16 protein-coding genes are annotated in these 14,911 nt (G+C 52.4%); 2 read left to right on the top strand and 14 right to left on the bottom strand.

The window, feature by feature from the left end; genetic code table 11:
* Window positions 1-72: 72 nt before the first annotated feature.
* The 4 genes from deoC to AAHA39_RS11150 form a co-directional block, all read right to left on the bottom strand.
* Window positions 73-846, bottom strand: coding sequence for a deoxyribose-phosphate aldolase (gene deoC / locus AAHA39_RS11165; protein ID WP_033112950.1), 774 nt, complete (start codon window positions 844-846; stop codon window positions 73-75).
* Window positions 847-1,235: 389 nt separating this feature from the next.
* Complete coding sequence (locus AAHA39_RS11160; protein ID WP_005340467.1) at window positions 1,236-1,406, bottom strand: XapX domain-containing protein; 171 nt, start codon at window positions 1,404-1,406, stop codon at window positions 1,236-1,238.
* Between the two features lie 125 nt (window positions 1,407-1,531).
* The gene (locus AAHA39_RS11155) at window positions 1,532-2,806 is read right to left on the bottom strand and encodes a NupC/NupG family nucleoside CNT transporter (RefSeq protein WP_033112949.1); all 1,275 of its coding nucleotides are present in this window, start codon (window positions 2,804-2,806) and stop codon (window positions 1,532-1,534) included.
* Window positions 2,807-3,022: 216 nt separating this feature from the next.
* Window positions 3,023-3,802: a TatD family hydrolase gene (locus AAHA39_RS11150; RefSeq protein WP_320655986.1), complete on the bottom strand. Its 780-nt coding sequence runs from the start codon at window positions 3,800-3,802 to the stop codon at window positions 3,023-3,025.
* Between the two features lie 41 nt (window positions 3,803-3,843).
* On the opposite strand from AAHA39_RS11150, the gene AAHA39_RS11145 reads away from it, so the two are divergent.
* On the top strand, window positions 3,844-4,479 hold the full coding sequence (locus tag AAHA39_RS11145) for a type II secretion system protein (protein WP_320655985.1): 636 nt from the start codon (window positions 3,844-3,846) through the stop codon (window positions 4,477-4,479).
* A gap of 296 nt (window positions 4,480-4,775) precedes the next feature.
* On the opposite strand, the gene luxS is transcribed toward AAHA39_RS11145, so the two are convergent.
* From luxS to AAHA39_RS11120, 4 genes are read right to left on the bottom strand one after another with little or no spacing between them, the layout of a single operon-like run.
* The gene (gene luxS / locus AAHA39_RS11135) at window positions 4,776-5,285 is read right to left on the bottom strand and encodes an S-ribosylhomocysteine lyase (RefSeq protein ID WP_033112946.1); all 510 of its coding nucleotides are present in this window, start codon (window positions 5,283-5,285) and stop codon (window positions 4,776-4,778) included.
* Between the two features lie 18 nt (window positions 5,286-5,303).
* The gene (locus AAHA39_RS11130; RefSeq protein WP_042030721.1) at window positions 5,304-5,906 is read right to left on the bottom strand and encodes a transglycosylase SLT domain-containing protein; all 603 of its coding nucleotides are present in this window, start codon (window positions 5,904-5,906) and stop codon (window positions 5,304-5,306) included.
* A gap of 50 nt (window positions 5,907-5,956) precedes the next feature.
* Window positions 5,957-6,295, bottom strand: coding sequence for a nitrogen regulatory protein P-II (gene glnB / locus AAHA39_RS11125; protein ID WP_005308848.1), 339 nt, complete (start codon window positions 6,293-6,295; stop codon window positions 5,957-5,959).
* 9 nt (window positions 6,296-6,304) lie between these two features.
* On the bottom strand, window positions 6,305-7,927 hold the full coding sequence (locus AAHA39_RS11120) for an NAD+ synthase (protein ID WP_320655984.1): 1,623 nt from the start codon (window positions 7,925-7,927) through the stop codon (window positions 6,305-6,307).
* A gap of 147 nt (window positions 7,928-8,074) precedes the next feature.
* Here AAHA39_RS11120 and AAHA39_RS11115 point away from each other — a divergent pair, with 147 nt between their 5' ends.
* Window positions 8,075-8,572 carry a GspH/FimT family pseudopilin gene (locus tag AAHA39_RS11115; RefSeq protein WP_043851171.1) on the top strand — a complete coding sequence of 166 codons (498 nt, stop codon included), beginning with the start codon at window positions 8,075-8,077 and terminating at the stop codon, window positions 8,570-8,572.
* 21 nt (window positions 8,573-8,593) lie between these two features.
* On the opposite strand, the gene tapY2 is transcribed toward AAHA39_RS11115, so the two are convergent.
* The 6 genes from tapY2 to tppA are packed head-to-tail and all read right to left on the bottom strand — an operon-like array spanning window position 8,594 to window position 14,877.
* A complete protein-coding gene (gene tapY2 / locus AAHA39_RS11110; RefSeq protein ID WP_269319552.1) occupies window positions 8,594-8,857 on the bottom strand; it encodes a type IVa secretion system protein TapY2 in 264 nt (87 codons plus the stop codon).
* Between the two features lie 8 nt (window positions 8,858-8,865).
* Window positions 8,866-12,471 (bottom strand): pilus assembly protein, encoded by a 3,606-nt coding sequence (locus AAHA39_RS11105; RefSeq protein ID WP_320655983.1) that lies wholly within the window; start codon window positions 12,469-12,471, stop codon window positions 8,866-8,868.
* A gap of 11 nt (window positions 12,472-12,482) precedes the next feature.
* Window positions 12,483-12,905 carry a pilus assembly PilX family protein gene (locus tag AAHA39_RS11100; RefSeq protein WP_320655982.1) on the bottom strand — a complete coding sequence of 141 codons (423 nt, stop codon included), beginning with the start codon at window positions 12,903-12,905 and terminating at the stop codon, window positions 12,483-12,485.
* Window positions 12,902-13,900 carry a PilW family protein gene (locus tag AAHA39_RS11095; RefSeq protein ID WP_320655981.1) on the bottom strand — a complete coding sequence of 333 codons (999 nt, stop codon included), beginning with the start codon at window positions 13,898-13,900 and terminating at the stop codon, window positions 12,902-12,904. Before AAHA39_RS11095 ends, AAHA39_RS11100 begins: the two co-directional genes overlap by 4 nt.
* On the bottom strand, window positions 13,897-14,466 hold the full coding sequence (pilV, locus tag AAHA39_RS11090; RefSeq protein WP_041209100.1) for a type IV pilus modification protein PilV: 570 nt from the start codon (window positions 14,464-14,466) through the stop codon (window positions 13,897-13,899). The genes AAHA39_RS11095 and pilV overlap by 4 nt, the downstream gene beginning before the upstream one ends.
* A gap of 3 nt (window positions 14,467-14,469) precedes the next feature.
* Window positions 14,470-14,877, bottom strand: a complete 408-nt coding sequence (gene tppA / locus AAHA39_RS11085) for a type IVa pilus pseudopilin TppA (RefSeq protein WP_033114080.1) — start codon at window positions 14,875-14,877, stop codon at window positions 14,470-14,472.
* Window positions 14,878-14,911 lie beyond the last annotated feature (34 nt).

The raw sequence follows: 14,911 nt of genomic DNA, 5'->3' as shown, positions 1-14,911 counted from the left end.
CTGAATCCTTGCCCGCGCACCACAGGTGGGGGCTTAACAGGGCGGACAGCAGTCCGCCCTCTCATCAACCTATTAGTAACCGCTGGTGTTGGCCGGCTTGTCGCCATGCCCCAGAGTGGCCAGCAGACTGGCCAGCAGGCTGGATGCACCAAAGCGGAAGGTACGGGCGGATACCCAGTCCTTGCCGAGGATCTCTTCGGCCATGGCCAGGTACTGACCCGCCACGGCGGCATCTTTCACGCCACCGGCCGGCTTGAAACCGACTTTCGGATTCTTGGCCTTGATCACTTCCATCATGATCCGCGCCGCTTCCGGGGTCGCATTGACCGGCACCTTGCCGGTGGAGGTCTTGATGAAGTCGGCACCGGCATCGATACAGATTTCGGAAGCGCGACGAATCAGCGCCTCTTCTTTCAGTTCGCCGGTTTCGATGATCACTTTCAGCAGAACATTGGCACCACAGGCCTCTTTACAGGCTTTGACCAGATCAAAACCGATCTGTTCGTTGCCAGCCATGAAAGCGCGGTACGGGAAGACCACGTCCACTTCGTCGGCACCGTAGGCGACAGCTGCACGGGTCTCGGCCACGGCGATCTCGATGTCGTCGTTGCCGTGCGGGAAGTTGGTCACGGTCGCAATGCGCACGTCGGCAGCGCCGATCTCACGCAGGGTCTTGCGAGCGATGGGAATGAAACGGGGGTAGATGCAGACGGCGGCGGTCAGACCGGCCGGTGACTTGGCCTTGTGGCACAGGTCAATCACCTTCTGATCGGTATCGTCGTCGTTCAGGGTGGTCAGGTCCATCAGGTTCAGGGCGCGCTGGGCGGCCAGTTTCAGATCACTCATTCTGTTCTCCAAAGTCTCGATTTGATCCAGATAACCGGGCACCACCACAAGCTCCGAAAAGGAGATAGCAGTAGCAATTCCCAGCTATACGGGAATGGAATTACAGTGCGAAGGCTGAGGCACAACGACTGTAAATAAGGCAAGAGCCCTGTCACTTTCTTACAAAAGTGCGGACTTGGTTCCATGAAGACTTGAGAAAGGCAGAGCAACTCCGACCCGACTTCCCAATCAATTCCATTTGACCGCCAACACCCGATTTCATCGAGCATTAGTCATTGCCAGCACCCTGCTGGCAACGCCTATTTCAGCCGAGATACCCCCTGTTTGCAAGCCGGATTTGCCAATTTCAGAGGTACCTCACATCTGGCAAATCCGCATTCAAAAATGCCTTACGAAAAGAAGCGCGTCAGGATCCAGGAGTAGGCCAGCCCCCCCAGATAGACCCCGACAATCCCCATCACCCCGGACAAAACGGGAGGAGCCGGGATCGGCAATTTGAGGAAAGAAAACAACAAACCGACTATAAAGCCGGCCACCATCGCCAATAGCACTTCATTCATATAACCTCCGATTTGACTCATTTTATTATTAGTTTAGATAGGAAAACGGTTGTCACCGCTCCATACGCGAACGCCACGGCAGATGCCGTGGCGTTCGTGTTTATACCCTGTCAGTCAGGCTGATATTACATGCCGGACAGTGCCAGGAAGAAGCCTGCGATGGTCGCAGACATCAGGTTGGACAGAGAGCCAGCCAGTACGGCTTTCAGACCAAATTTCGCAATGGTGCCGCGGCGGTTCGGTGCCATCGATCCCAGACCACCCAGCAGGATGGCAACAGAGGAGAGGTTGGCAAAACCACACAGGGCAAAGGAGATGATTGCCTTGGTGTGATCGGACATGGCCACACCGTTGATCAGCACCTCGTTTTTCAGGTACGGAGCGAAGTTCAGATAAGCCACGAACTCGTTCACTACCAGTTTCTGACCGATGAAGGAACCGGCAACAATCGCTTCACTCCAGGGCACACCGATCAGGAAGGCCAGCGGGGAGAAGATCCAGCCCAGCAGCAGTTCCAGAGAGAGCTGCGGATAACCGAACCAGCCACCCACACCGGAGAAGATACCGTTGATCATGGCGATCAGGCCGATGAAGGCCAGCAGCATGGCGCCGACGTTCAGAGCCAGTTGCATACCGGCAGAAGCGCCAGCAGCAGCGGCATCAATCACGTTGGCCGGCTTGTCGTCCAGCTCGGCATCAGCAGAGCTTTCGTCATAGTTCGGGGTCTCGGTTTCCGGTACCAGCAGCTTGGCGAACAGCAGACCACCCGGTGCAGCCATGAAGGAGGCAGCGATCAGGTACTCCATCTTGACGCCCATGGAGGCGTAGCCAGCCAGAACGGAACCGGCAACAGATGCCAGACCACCACACATGACCGCGAACAGCTCGGAGTCAGTCATCTTGGAGATGTAGGGACGAACCACCAGCGGGGCTTCAGTCTGACCTACGAAGATGTTGGCAGTCGCAGAGAGGGATTCGGTACGGGAAGTGCCCAGCACTTTCTGCAGACCACCACCCAGCAACTTGATGACCATCTGCATGATGCCCAGGTAGTAGAGCACAGCGATCAGGGAAGAGAAGAAGATGATGACCGGCAGAACACGGAAGGCAAAGATAAAGCCGCCGCCACCGAACACTTCAAACATCTTGTTGCTGACCAGACCACCGAACAGGAATTCGATACCATTCTGGCCATAGCTGATGACGCTGGAGACTGCATCGGATACACCGACCAGAATATCGCGCCCTACCGGTACATAGAGCACAAACGCACCCAGACCAGCTTGAATTGCAAACGCACCGGCTACGGTACGGACGTTGATTGCCTTGCGGTTGCTGGAGAACAGCACCGCGATAAGGACGAGCGTCGCCATCCCTACCAGACCCATGAACAAATTCATTATTATCTTCCTCTAGTAGCACCTAACTTGTTAGCGAGTTGTAAACAAACCCAGCTAATCAAGGGGAGCGCATTATACTAATTAAAGTCCGATAAAATAGAATGCTGGTCACATTTTATCGGTATCAAATTATTCAAGTGTCACAAAATTAGACAGCAAACGATTTTTACGCTTATTTTTTTCCCTGATAGCTCAACCACTTGTTACACCAATGTTTCATTGCCTTTTGCGATGCCGGAAAAGTCGCTCGGCATTATCAACTAACATAGTTGAAACATATTCTGCAGGTTCTTCTCGTATCCCCATCAATATCGCCGCAATTTCCGGCAGCGTTTCCGGTGTATTTCGCTCTCCTTGCCGCCCCTGTAGCGGCATATCCGGTGCATCGGTTTCCAGCACCAGCGATTCAAGCGGCATGGCCCGAAATACCTCACGGGTTTTGTTGGCCCGCTCATAGCTGATGACCCCGCCGACACCAAGATAAAAGCCCAACTGCCAGAACGCCTCTGCTTGTTGCAGCGAACCGCTGAAGGCGTGGATCACGCCACCTCGAACCGGTTTGAAGCGACGCAGCAGCTTGGCCACAGTGTCATTGGCCCGTACCGAATGAACTATCAATGGCAGCTCGACATCGACTGCCAGCTTGATCTGCGCCTCGAACAGTTCGAACTGCCTCGCCTGAGGTACATGGGAGCGCAGATCCAGTCCGCACTCACCGATGGCAACCAGCCCCTCGGGACGGCTCGATACCAGCTCCCGCAGCCGATCTACTGCCCCCTCCTCTTGTTCACCGGCATACCAGGGATGAACACCCAGGCCATAACACACGCCCGTGTGCTGGTTGGCCAGCGCCATCACACGGTGCCAGTTGGTCTCGGCAATGGCAGGAATGATATACTCCGTCACCCCGGATGCCTGGCAACGAGCCAGCAATGCCTCCCTGTCCTCGTCAAAGTCAGGAAAATCGAGGTGGCAATGGGTATCTGTCAGCTGCATATCACTCACACCTGTTTGTGGGATTTAATGGGTCATTGAAGATGATGAACAACAAACACCGTGGTTTTACCCTGATTGAACTGGTGCTGGTCATCATAGTGTTGGGGATCCTGGCCGTCACCGCCCTGCCCCGCTTTATCAATATCAAGGACGATGCGCTGAAAAGCACGGTTTCGGCGACAGCTGGCAGCTTTGCCAGTGCGGTACAGCTGGCTAATGCCGGATGGGCAGTAGTTACACAAGGACAGGCACTGGCTCTATATAATCTTGGAAGCTTTGGTGCCAAGAATATGGATATCAATATGTATGGCTGGCCGGTTGGAACCAAAGAAGCAAGCGGAAAAGGCATAAACGAAACATATGAGCTGGCCAACTTACCATCAGACTATATATCCATCTCTGGAGACGATGACTGCGAGCTCGTATTTCAAGGTCTGCTAGATACCGAATATACAGTTGCAGCCAGCGTTCGAGATCAAGACATTCGCGACAAGGCTGACTACATATCCTCGGTCAGCAGAACTTCTACTACCGACACACATGGTCAACATCACCAGAACTGTCTCTATATCCTGCGCGACTCTATGGGCCGCTTCCAGACTGGCTCGGAGTATGAAAACGGCCTCGGCTTCGAGTACAACAGCGTTACCGGTGCCGTGACCCGCAATTTTCAGTAAGTGAATCATCACTACCGGGATTGCACTCTTTCGATGGCTCCTCATCATAACGAACCGGCGTACAACAGCGCCGGTTCTCCTGAGTAAGTCCCCACTCTTCACACCACTCGTCGTAACGGGCCAACCAGCGTAGCAACACCCCTTTCATCGGCACTCCCTCCCGCAGTTGAAACACAAGCAGGAGAACATCCTAGCAGAGCGGAGAAAGTGAACAAGTCATCGCGATGCGACGCAAACAGCGATAAAAAAACCGGCCAGCATTGCTGACCGGTTTTTCTCATCTTGACTCGATAGCCTTAGAGGCTTTTGAGCTTCTCTTCCGGCAGGGCCAGCTCGTCGTTGTGGTTGACGCCGATGCCGCGCTCCAGCACATGGCGAGCGATGGCATGGGCCTCTTCCAGCGAATGCATGCTGTAGGTACCGCACTGATACTCGTTCAGCTCGGGGATCTTGCCCTGCTCCTGCACAGTCAGCACATCGCTCATGGCTGCTTGCCAGGCGGCACCGACACGGGCCTCGTCCGGCGCGCCGATCAAGCTCATGTAGAAGCCGGTACGGCAACCCATAGGGGAGATGTCGATGATCTCCACACCGTTGCCGTTCAGATGATCACGCATGAAACCGGCGAACAGGTGCTCGAGGGTATGGATACCGCGCTCGGAGAGGATCTCCTTGTTCGGTACGCAGAAACGCAGATCGAACACAGTAATGGTATCTTTGTTCGGGGTCTGCATGGTTTTGGCCACACGCACCGCTGGCGCTTCCATACGGGTGTGGTCAACGGTAAAACTGTCCAATAACGGCATTTCTGACTCCTGATTGGGTTACCAGAACCAGCCCCCGCGGGAGAGCTGATCCTTGCATTGTCGATACTGGGCGCCGTAGCGCTGGGCGCGAGCTTCCACCTTGCGCGAGGTTTTCATCAACCACCCCTTGCTGCGATAGCTGCCACGCCGATAGCCACCCCACCCTTCGTGATAATTGAGATACTGGCCATAGGCATCCCACTTGGAGGTGCCATTGAGCCGCTGAGCCTTGTTAGTGTACCAGCCCATAAAATCGATGGCGTCGGCAAAGTCATCGCGATCACTCCAGCTATTGCCGGTCTCTCGCTGGTAATCGGCCCAGGTCTCGTCTTTCACCTGAGCGTAGCCATAAGCCGAGCTCGCCCGTCCGGTCGGAATAAAGAGGAAATACTCCATCGGCGGCTGGGCGTCGTGTACGAAGGAGGACTCCTGATACATCATGGCCATCACCACATGGATCGGCGTCCCCCACTTCTCGTTCATCTTGAGCGCAGCCTTGTGCCACTCCGGCTTCTCGCGAAAGATCTGGCACAAGTTTTCCGGCTGGGCCGGCGGGCGGGTACTGCACGCGGTGAGTACTGCCAGCAGGCCGGCCACCGCCACGATGCGCTTTCGGGACATCAGAGCAGAACTTGATTTGCTCTCCTGAACATAACGAGGCAAAAACGACATCAGATAGCGTCTTCGTTCTCTTCGCCGGTACGGATACGAATGACGCGCTCCACCTCGCAGACGAAGATCTTGCCGTCACCAATCTTGCCGGTACGAGCAGTGTTCTGGATCGCTTCCAGACAGGCATCGAGATCCTCGTCCTGCACTACCAGCTCCACCTTCACTTTCGGCAGGAAGTCGACCATGTACTCGGCACCGCGATAGAGCTCGGTGTGGCCCTTCTGGCGGCCGAAGCCTTTGACTTCGGAGACGGTCATGCCGTTGATGCCGATCTCGGCCAGGGCCTCGCGCACATCGTCCAGCTTGAACGGTTTGATGATGGCTTCAATCTTCTTCATGGTGACTCCTTACCAGTTCTGTTTGCCGAACCCGGATGTAATGGGGTAACGGCGATCCTTACCAAAATTGCGGGCCGTAATACGGGGCCCGACCGCCGCCTGACGGCGCTTGTATTCGTTGAGATCCACCAGACGGATCACCTTGCGCACTACAGCCTCTTCGAAGCCCTCCGCCACCATGTCGGCCACGGAGGCATCCTCTTCCACGTAGCGCTTGAGGATGGCATCCAGGATGTCGTACGGCGGCAGGCTGTCCTGATCCACCTGATCCGGCGCCAGCTCTGCTGAAGGCGGGCGGTCGATAACCCGCTGCGGGATCACGTAGTCGACCGAGTTGCGATATTCGCACAACTTGAAGACCAGCGTCTTGGGCACATCTTTCAACACGTCAAAACCGCCCGCCATGTCACCGTAAAGAGTCGCATAGCCGACCGCCATCTCGCTCTTGTTGCCGGTGGTCAGCACGATGCGGCGACGCTTGTTGGAGAGCGCCATCAAGAGCACCCCACGGCAGCGAGCCTGCAGGTTCTCTTCGGTAGTATCGCGGGCGGTACCTTCAAACAGCGGCGCCAGCTGGGTCATAAACCCTTCGAACATCGGCTCGATAGAGATGATGTTGAACTCAACCCCCATCCGTTCGGCCTGCTCCTTGGCATCCTCCACGCTCATCTGGGCGGTATAGCGGAACGGCATCATCACCGCTTGCACCTTGTCGGCACCGATGGCATCGGCCGCAATGGCCAGCGTCAGCGCCGAGTCGATGCCGCCGGAGAGACCCAGTACCGCCCCGTGGAAACCGTTCTTGGTAACGTAGTCGCGCACTGCCAGCACCAGCGCCTGATAGGTCTCGGCCAACGGCTCCAGCGGTGCTGCTGGCTCCCGCTCTTTCACCGGCTGGCCATCGGCAAAGCGTACCAGCGCCAGCTCTTCAGCAAACGGGGCGAGCTTGTGGGTCAGTTCGCCCTGGCTGTTGAACACCTTAGAGCAGCCGTCGAAAATGAGCTCATCCTGACCGCATACCTGATTGAGGTAGACCAGCGGCAGACCAGTCTGATCGCAGCGTTCAGTCATCAGTTCACGGCGGATCCAGGGTTTCTCCTGATCGTAAGGAGACGCATTGATGGTGAGCAGCAGATCGGCTCCTGCCGCCTTGGCGGCCAGCGCCGGGCCCGGCTGCCAGAGGTCTTCGCAGATAAGCAGCCCCAGATTGTGACCACGGAAGGGAACCACACAAGTCTCGGTCGCGGCGGTGAAGTAGCGCTTCTCGTCGAATACCCCGTAGTTGGGCAGGTCCTGCTTGAAGTAACGGGCAATCAACTTGCCCTGCTCATAGAGGGAGGCTGCGTTATAAAGCGCCTCACCTTCACGCCAGGGATGCCCGACCAAAATGGCGCAGTTACCCTGCCATTCGGCAATGCGAGCCAGCGCAGCATCGACCCGGATCATCAGATCGGCGCGCAACAGCAGATCTTCCGGTGGATAGCCGGTCAGGGCCAGCTCGGAGCAGACCAGCAGATCGGCACCTTGCTGTTCGGCTTGGGCGGCCGCAGCGAGCACTTTGTCAGTGTTATCTTCGATGGCGCCTACCGTCAGATTCAACTGGGCAAGCATCAGAGAGAGGGCTTTTGCCATGGCGATGCATCTTGAATTCGAAAATGATGGGGAATGATAAAGAAAAGGGGGGCGATCTGCCAGTTCAAGACTGGTGTAACCATGTGACAGCCATCGGCAGTAAGGATAAGCTGTAGATAGTCACGGAACGACACACCTCAGGCCACCATGAAACAACGCGGATTTACCTTGCTGGAGCTGATGATCGCCATTGCATTGGGGGTCATACTACTTGCCATTGGTATTCCTGCCCTAAGCGACCTGCTCAAAGAGAACACCGCCAACTATGAAAGTGAGCGGTTGATGAAACACCTGCGCTTCGCGCGTAACGAAGCAATCAGTGAACAGCAAACCGTAAGCGCATGTCTAATCAACAACACAAGCCAGTGTGTTTCCAGCAATTCAACACAGTTCTTGGTATTTGCCGATACCAATAACAACTCCCAACTTGATAACGGTGAAACAGAGTTGGCACGTACCCCAACCTTTTCATCCAACGCAGCCATCACTTCCACCAGAACCCGGGTTCTGTTTGCTCCAGACGGCACCAGCCTGGGCACCAATATGACCATTAAAGTCTGTGTGAGCCAAGAACCGGAGATTGACCTCGTTATTGCCGTTTCTGGCCGCAGTAGCAGGACAGATACCACAACAATCTGCCCTTGAGCCAATCATCTTGCACTACTGCTATCTTGGCTGCTCTTTCTCTTGTTTTCGGGCGGACTCGAGAGTGAAAGGCCGATCAACAGGCTGACATTCCAGCACTGTCCTCACCATCAGCAGCTGCCCGTTTATCTCAAATCCCTTCTCCTTGAAGGCAATCTCAGGCTTTTTGTTATCCGCAATAGCGCCCTGCAATACAACATTCGCCCCATTTTCCAGTTCGACATAGCACTTACGATCTACAGCTGCATGGGCGCAGCTAACGCCCAGCAGAGTCAACAACAGCATATTCACTCTCATTGGGGTTCATCCTCGTAGAGGTATATCTTCTTGGGTGTCATATCCATTTCGGCCTCATCAGCTCCCTCTGAACATTGCCCGGCCCCGGTACAACGGGTAGGTTGATTATTCCCGTCATCTTTCAGAATAACCTCCTCGCCCGGAGCACCACCGATAATACGGATCTTGGCATCATCACCAGCATGCACCACGAGGTCATCCGCCACTTTATTATTGACCTCGACATAACGTTCCGGAGACTGATTACCAGCCTGGTCGACCGTATAGCGGAATGATGTGCCATAGTGCATATCGACCATGTATTGCCGCATGGCTCCTATCGACTGAATGGTACACTCCTCAAAAGATTGGACCTGCGGCAGGAAGGAGGTGAAGTAAAGTTTGCCCTGAAGAACAACCCCAGCCCCCATCGACTTCTCTCCCGTTGCATCCAGCCAATATTTCCACCCCATCTTGCTGGTCAGGGTTTTCTTGATCGCCAATATCTGCGTATCCGTTTTACCGAGGAAGGGGTCAGTTGTTACATCGTAGAGTTGATCAATAGTGATCGCCGATGGAGGAGTGACGGTGCGGTAGGATTTGGGTACAACCTGATAGTCCCGCAGCATGAAATAGGCATTGTTGACGGTCGATTCTGATGATGGGCGATTACGGTCACCAGAACCAATCAAGACCGCATCGAAGGGGCGTTCGCTATAAACATACTGGCTATTTTTTACTTCCCACCCCTTATTGATTGTTCTTACCAATACAGGTTGAGTGAAGAAACGCCGATCTTCATTTTGCTGTGTGTCAGAACCCAGACTGGCAAATTTGAATACACTCCAATCTGTTTTATTGGTTCCTGGCAAATCCATTCGCCAGATATTTCCGCCAGTATCGCTGGCATAAATACGGTCGACTTTACCATCCCCATCACTGTCAAGAGTCGCCACACCACCAGGCATACTGTCCAGCATGGTGCTGACTTGCAGGTTTGTCGTACTGTTGGCTGCTGGCGTTGCACTGTATATCAGAGCACCGGTATTGGCATTCACTATATAAATACCTGCTCCACTGCTATCAGAACTACCCAGCCCGAGAGTACTTTTATTCAGATCATAACCACCGGCAAAGATCACTACCGGATCGGTCACGCCGGGAACAAATGCCACTTCAGGGACAGACCAGGTCTGCCCCAACTGCGAGAAACCACTCGAATCAGGTGTAATGGACCATTTCAGTGTTGGTGCTTCAGGATTCGTGACATCAAAGGCATAATAGTTTTTACCGCCACTACGCAACCCGACAAACATCCAGACATAATCGCCCTCTGATGCTTTTATCACCCCATTCTGGTTAGCATCTTTGATGAGTGCTACGGGAGAGGAGTCGACACCAAATACGTGAGCAGATGACTCACTATTTTGCCGTAAAGCTTTTTGAGTGGCTAGCAGCGGATAAGGCATCATGGCCCAAGTTTCATCAACAGATGAACCCAGATCCTTGAACATATGCAGGAAACCGGCATTGGTCCCCATGATAATACGCAAGTCCGGCGTACAACTAGTCTGCCCTTGTGCAACCATACAACCGTAGTTGATGACCAAAGGTCTGGAGTGCAGGGGATCACCCAATATATATTTCCTGACTGTCGTACTGCTGTCGTTATCTTCATTGTCGACATCACTACCAGTGATCCAGTTGAACATATTATCCAGCTCAGAGACGTCAGATAACTGCATCAGTGAACGTAGTGCCTCAGCACTGCCAGCCATTATCTGGGCGTTGCTGCGCGTAAAACTGTCAAGGCGCTTGGGCGATGCCTTGTCATTGATAAGATAAAGGTTGCGGTTGCTTTTATCGGCAAGCATCTCCTGCACACCACCTTTTGCAACCAGATTACCGTCATCCTCTGATGACCAAAAAGTTCTGGCCCCTTCCAGAATTGTGCCATCACTTTTTATCGCCGGTAATGTAGTGGTATCAACTACATATCCCTTGTCAGACAAGACCAGCTTTTTCAGATTACCTTTCCATCGTGGACCGGTATCAGGTTCAAACATGGCATAGTAAATATTATTAAGACTTCTGGTCCGGTCAAAGTTATTTGTTGCAATAGCCGGAGATACCAGAGAGGTATTGATGCGCAATATGGCAAGTAAAGATGACTTCAGTGCCTGACTGAGTGCTTCGGCACTGGTCGCAGGATAATATAGTCCGCCACCACGACGAGCAGTTTCCGCTAACAGGTTACCTGCACCACTAACAGCATCATCTCCGAACCCGACAGTAAAGGTGGTAACAGTCTGAACTCCGGGAGAACCCGGGTTTATATCCTTGTTTTTCATATAGCCAGCCAGTGCGGCAATATAGCTGGTGCTGCCACTACTGCCATATCCAACTGTTGTACCATATGCAGCTTTTTCAGTCGCATTGAGATTATCCAGCAACCCCTGCACTAACGAGTTGGCATTGGTATCCTGGGTTGGCTCACCATCAGTTATATAAATGACATAGCCATTGTTAGAGCATTTATCATAAGGAGCTTTATAGGTTCCGACAGGGTTTTCCGCCAATGTATCCCGAGCAGGAGTTCGCGAGCTATCGTCATCACCATAATAAACTGAACGCCCACCAAATAGACGATAGGCTTCATATAGCGTTTCACATAGCGGCGTATTAGTTTCCGCTCCAAGGCTATCTATGGTCGACAATAAATTCTGTTCTGCCGTAACACCATTACCGATATCGGTATCGTTACTCAGAATACGACGAACGATGCGCCCACCATTTCGGCCACCATTGCTGTCATTGTAGTTATATACAGCCAGTCCAAAATCAACGCCGGGAGTTGAAGATATCAATCCCTTCACAGCATCCTTGGCAACCTGAAGTCGTGACTGGACACTATGTCCTGTCGGCCCATAATACCACCTGATGTAATTCGCACTATATAAGGTAACTGCAGTATTACTCCCCGCAGCAGCATTGCTGATATTCGTTGTGTAATACCATAAGCCACTACTATTTGAAGTCTTATTTACTGGATAACCATTCGAGATGCTTCCAACAACCAAGCTTGGGCCAGAGTAGGGGTTACTGTTGTTACTGGAAATTATATCTTGCTTGCAATCAACCAATACAATGTTTGATTCGGTTCGGCCAGAAACTGATCCCCATGTACCCTGCCGCGGCTTCCCTCCAGAATAACTAGAGTAGGTATAGTTCCAGACTTGTGACTGAAAGTAACCAATGCTCGACAATGGTGTTTTTGAAGATGCACAGGCATTTATACTGTCTTGAAATCGCTGGGTATTGGTGATAGTTGGAACTGTACCATCGGTAGAAAAGTAGACATACTTTTTACTATTTCCGGTATCTGGATCATTACTGAGTGCTGGATATGTCGTATTTGGATCGTAAGCTTCTCTAACCACATCCATGGTTGAGCTCATACTCCCTGAATTATCAAAGATAACCAGGATTTTGGGTCTGAAGTCACCTGCTTTTGAAAAATCATAAATAAACAGCTCGGTGTCATCAGAATAACTGCTGCTTGCCAAGACCGGCATGGCGGCCATTACGGTGCAAAGCAGCAAGGCTCGTCCATGTTCGCGCATATCCTATGCTCCTATTCCGCCTTTAACAGGGGTTGCTCTACCCCAGCAGTCCAAATCATTGCACGACTGTTCTTGCCATATGTTGCTGCAGCCTGCAGCTCAACATAACGACAAGAAGGGATAACATTCTGGCTACTGGCATCCACTTTCCGCTTGCAGACACTTTCACCACGCCGTTCCATATTGACCGTATTTCCATTAACCGAAATTGCAGAACTGGCTCCCATTGTTGCAATCTTGCTCGACAGACCAGCTTGCAATAATGCGCTCTCTATCATCCCTTCAATCCGATGCTCGGCCTGCTGCAAACTGGCAGCAGCCCCCGCCATTTTGAGATCCACACCACTGGACTGCATCATCACGACAGCAATCAGGGTCAGCGGTACCAGAATGACCAAAGCCACGATCAATGCAACACCTCTGGCTCGTCTCATTTGCCACCTCCAGCAATGGCAGCAGGGTTACGCAACGCGATGGATGTCTCCAGAAGCAATCGTCGAAAACCATCACCGCCACCGGCGACCTGAATATTACCAACCTGATATGTATTGTTATTTATATATTTCGATGAAGCTTGCAGAGAGCGAACAAGAATAAACAGACGGGCAGCAATGACACGCCCTTCATTCCATTCATTACTGGCAACAGAACTGATTGATACATATTTATCTATTCGCCCATCCTGAACTGGACTGGTATCTACACCGTATAGCAAAGTTATTTTTTCTATACCTTGTGCCAGTGCGCCAGATATATCCCATGATCCATCGTTGGCAGTCAGCATTCGCTTGTGTAATTCAGGGACTCCACTGTTATCCACAATATGGTAGATGTAATGCTGATACTCCCATAACTGTCTATTTGGCATAGCAGTATTATCAGGAGGGGCTTCGTTGCCGCGAAATATAACAGCAGACTGAGGCGTCGTTGCCATATAGAACCTATTTGCAGAGAGTGCACTGTCTGCCAAGGGGAAACCTATCAACCGCTTGATGCTGATGATGTCTGAATTCGCAACCCTGTTGGCCGATGCAATACAGCTGAATGCATTGCCTGTGATCAGCTTGTTGGCATCAATATGTGTCGCCCATACACCACGTACTGGTGCGGATGCTGATGGGAAACTTCCTTCACCACGCTCATCCAAGCAATCTTTGCTAGAAGTAATAACAGCACCAGAAGTTATCGTTACCCCTGAGTTCAGCTGCATCGGCATACCGGTATAATCGCCCCAAAAATCGGCCCACTTGAGATCCTGAGCTATCAGACGCATCGCCAATCGCCCGTTTTCCTGCAACTCGCTCTGGTCAAACGCATCTTCAGAAGTCGTTCTGGAAGCAACGAACACACTCAGCACACCACCTAGCAGAAAAACACCGATCACCATAGCAATCAGCCATTCCACCAAGGTAAAACCACGGCTATTCATAAGGTGGTCGTCAATACGTATTGACGCCTCGTCAAGTCGACCCCGGATATGCCGCAAGCATTGGTTGTGGCTGATGCGATAGCACTTGAACCATCATGGGAGGCCTTGCGACCAGCCCAGAAAATGGCCACGGTCAGCGAGTCACTCGCCCCCTTGATGATGCAACCGACAGGATTGTTGAGCGTGGAGCCAGCACCCGATGCGGCACTACCTATCAGGGACTGACGCCAGTAGTAGAGATCGAGCGCCAGCATATTGGCATCACTGCAGTTGCTCATGGTGCCATCAGCATTGGCACAGGATGGTAGCGATGATGTACTCGAACTGACGATCCAGGTATTACTGGATTGCGCCTCCCAGATAGCCCGATTGACCTTGATCCGCTCCACCATGTCGTTCGCCAACCAGCTGGCTATGGTGCGCTGTCTCGCCTCATATCCTGCGAATTTGGATTGCGCCTGCATGGCGACCAGCCCCAGCAGACCAAAAGAGAGCACAACAGCAGCAATCATCACTTCAAGCAGGCTGAAACCGGAGGGCACACTATCAAAACCTGTGCGTTTCATGACCTAGTTCCAGCAATTATTGTTGGTTGCATTGCTGATATTTTTTGCGCTCTTGGTGCCATTTTGGTCGATAGAGAAAATAATGCAGTCTCGGTCAGAGCCCTGTGCACCTGAGGCTGTCGCAGTCAGGGTATAGGTATTAGCGGCAGCAGAAATAACCAGATGGTAAAAACCTGAATCTGAATTGTCAGAGATATTGAGTGCCGACGCCGAAGAGGCGTACTGATTGAAGTCCATAAAATAGCTCTCTTGCCGGTTGGCGGCATCAAGCAGCATCTTTTTCGCATCGACACGATGACTGGTCAGCAAATATTGCTGATAGGCGGGATAAGCGATGGTGCCAAGGATCGCCACAATGGCGACAACAACCATCAACTCAATAAGAGAAAAGCCACGAAAGTATCCAATCATATCCCATCCTTGGTGACAGACTGCTTCATAAGTT

It is taken from the genome of Aeromonas sp. SE22 (assembly GCF_038739755.1).
In the GTDB taxonomy this organism is placed as follows: Bacteria; Pseudomonadota; Gammaproteobacteria; order Enterobacterales; family Aeromonadaceae; genus Aeromonas; species Aeromonas jandaei.
The sequence above is the reverse complement of the archived record's forward strand: the minus strand, read 5'-3'. Positions and strand labels throughout refer to the sequence as shown.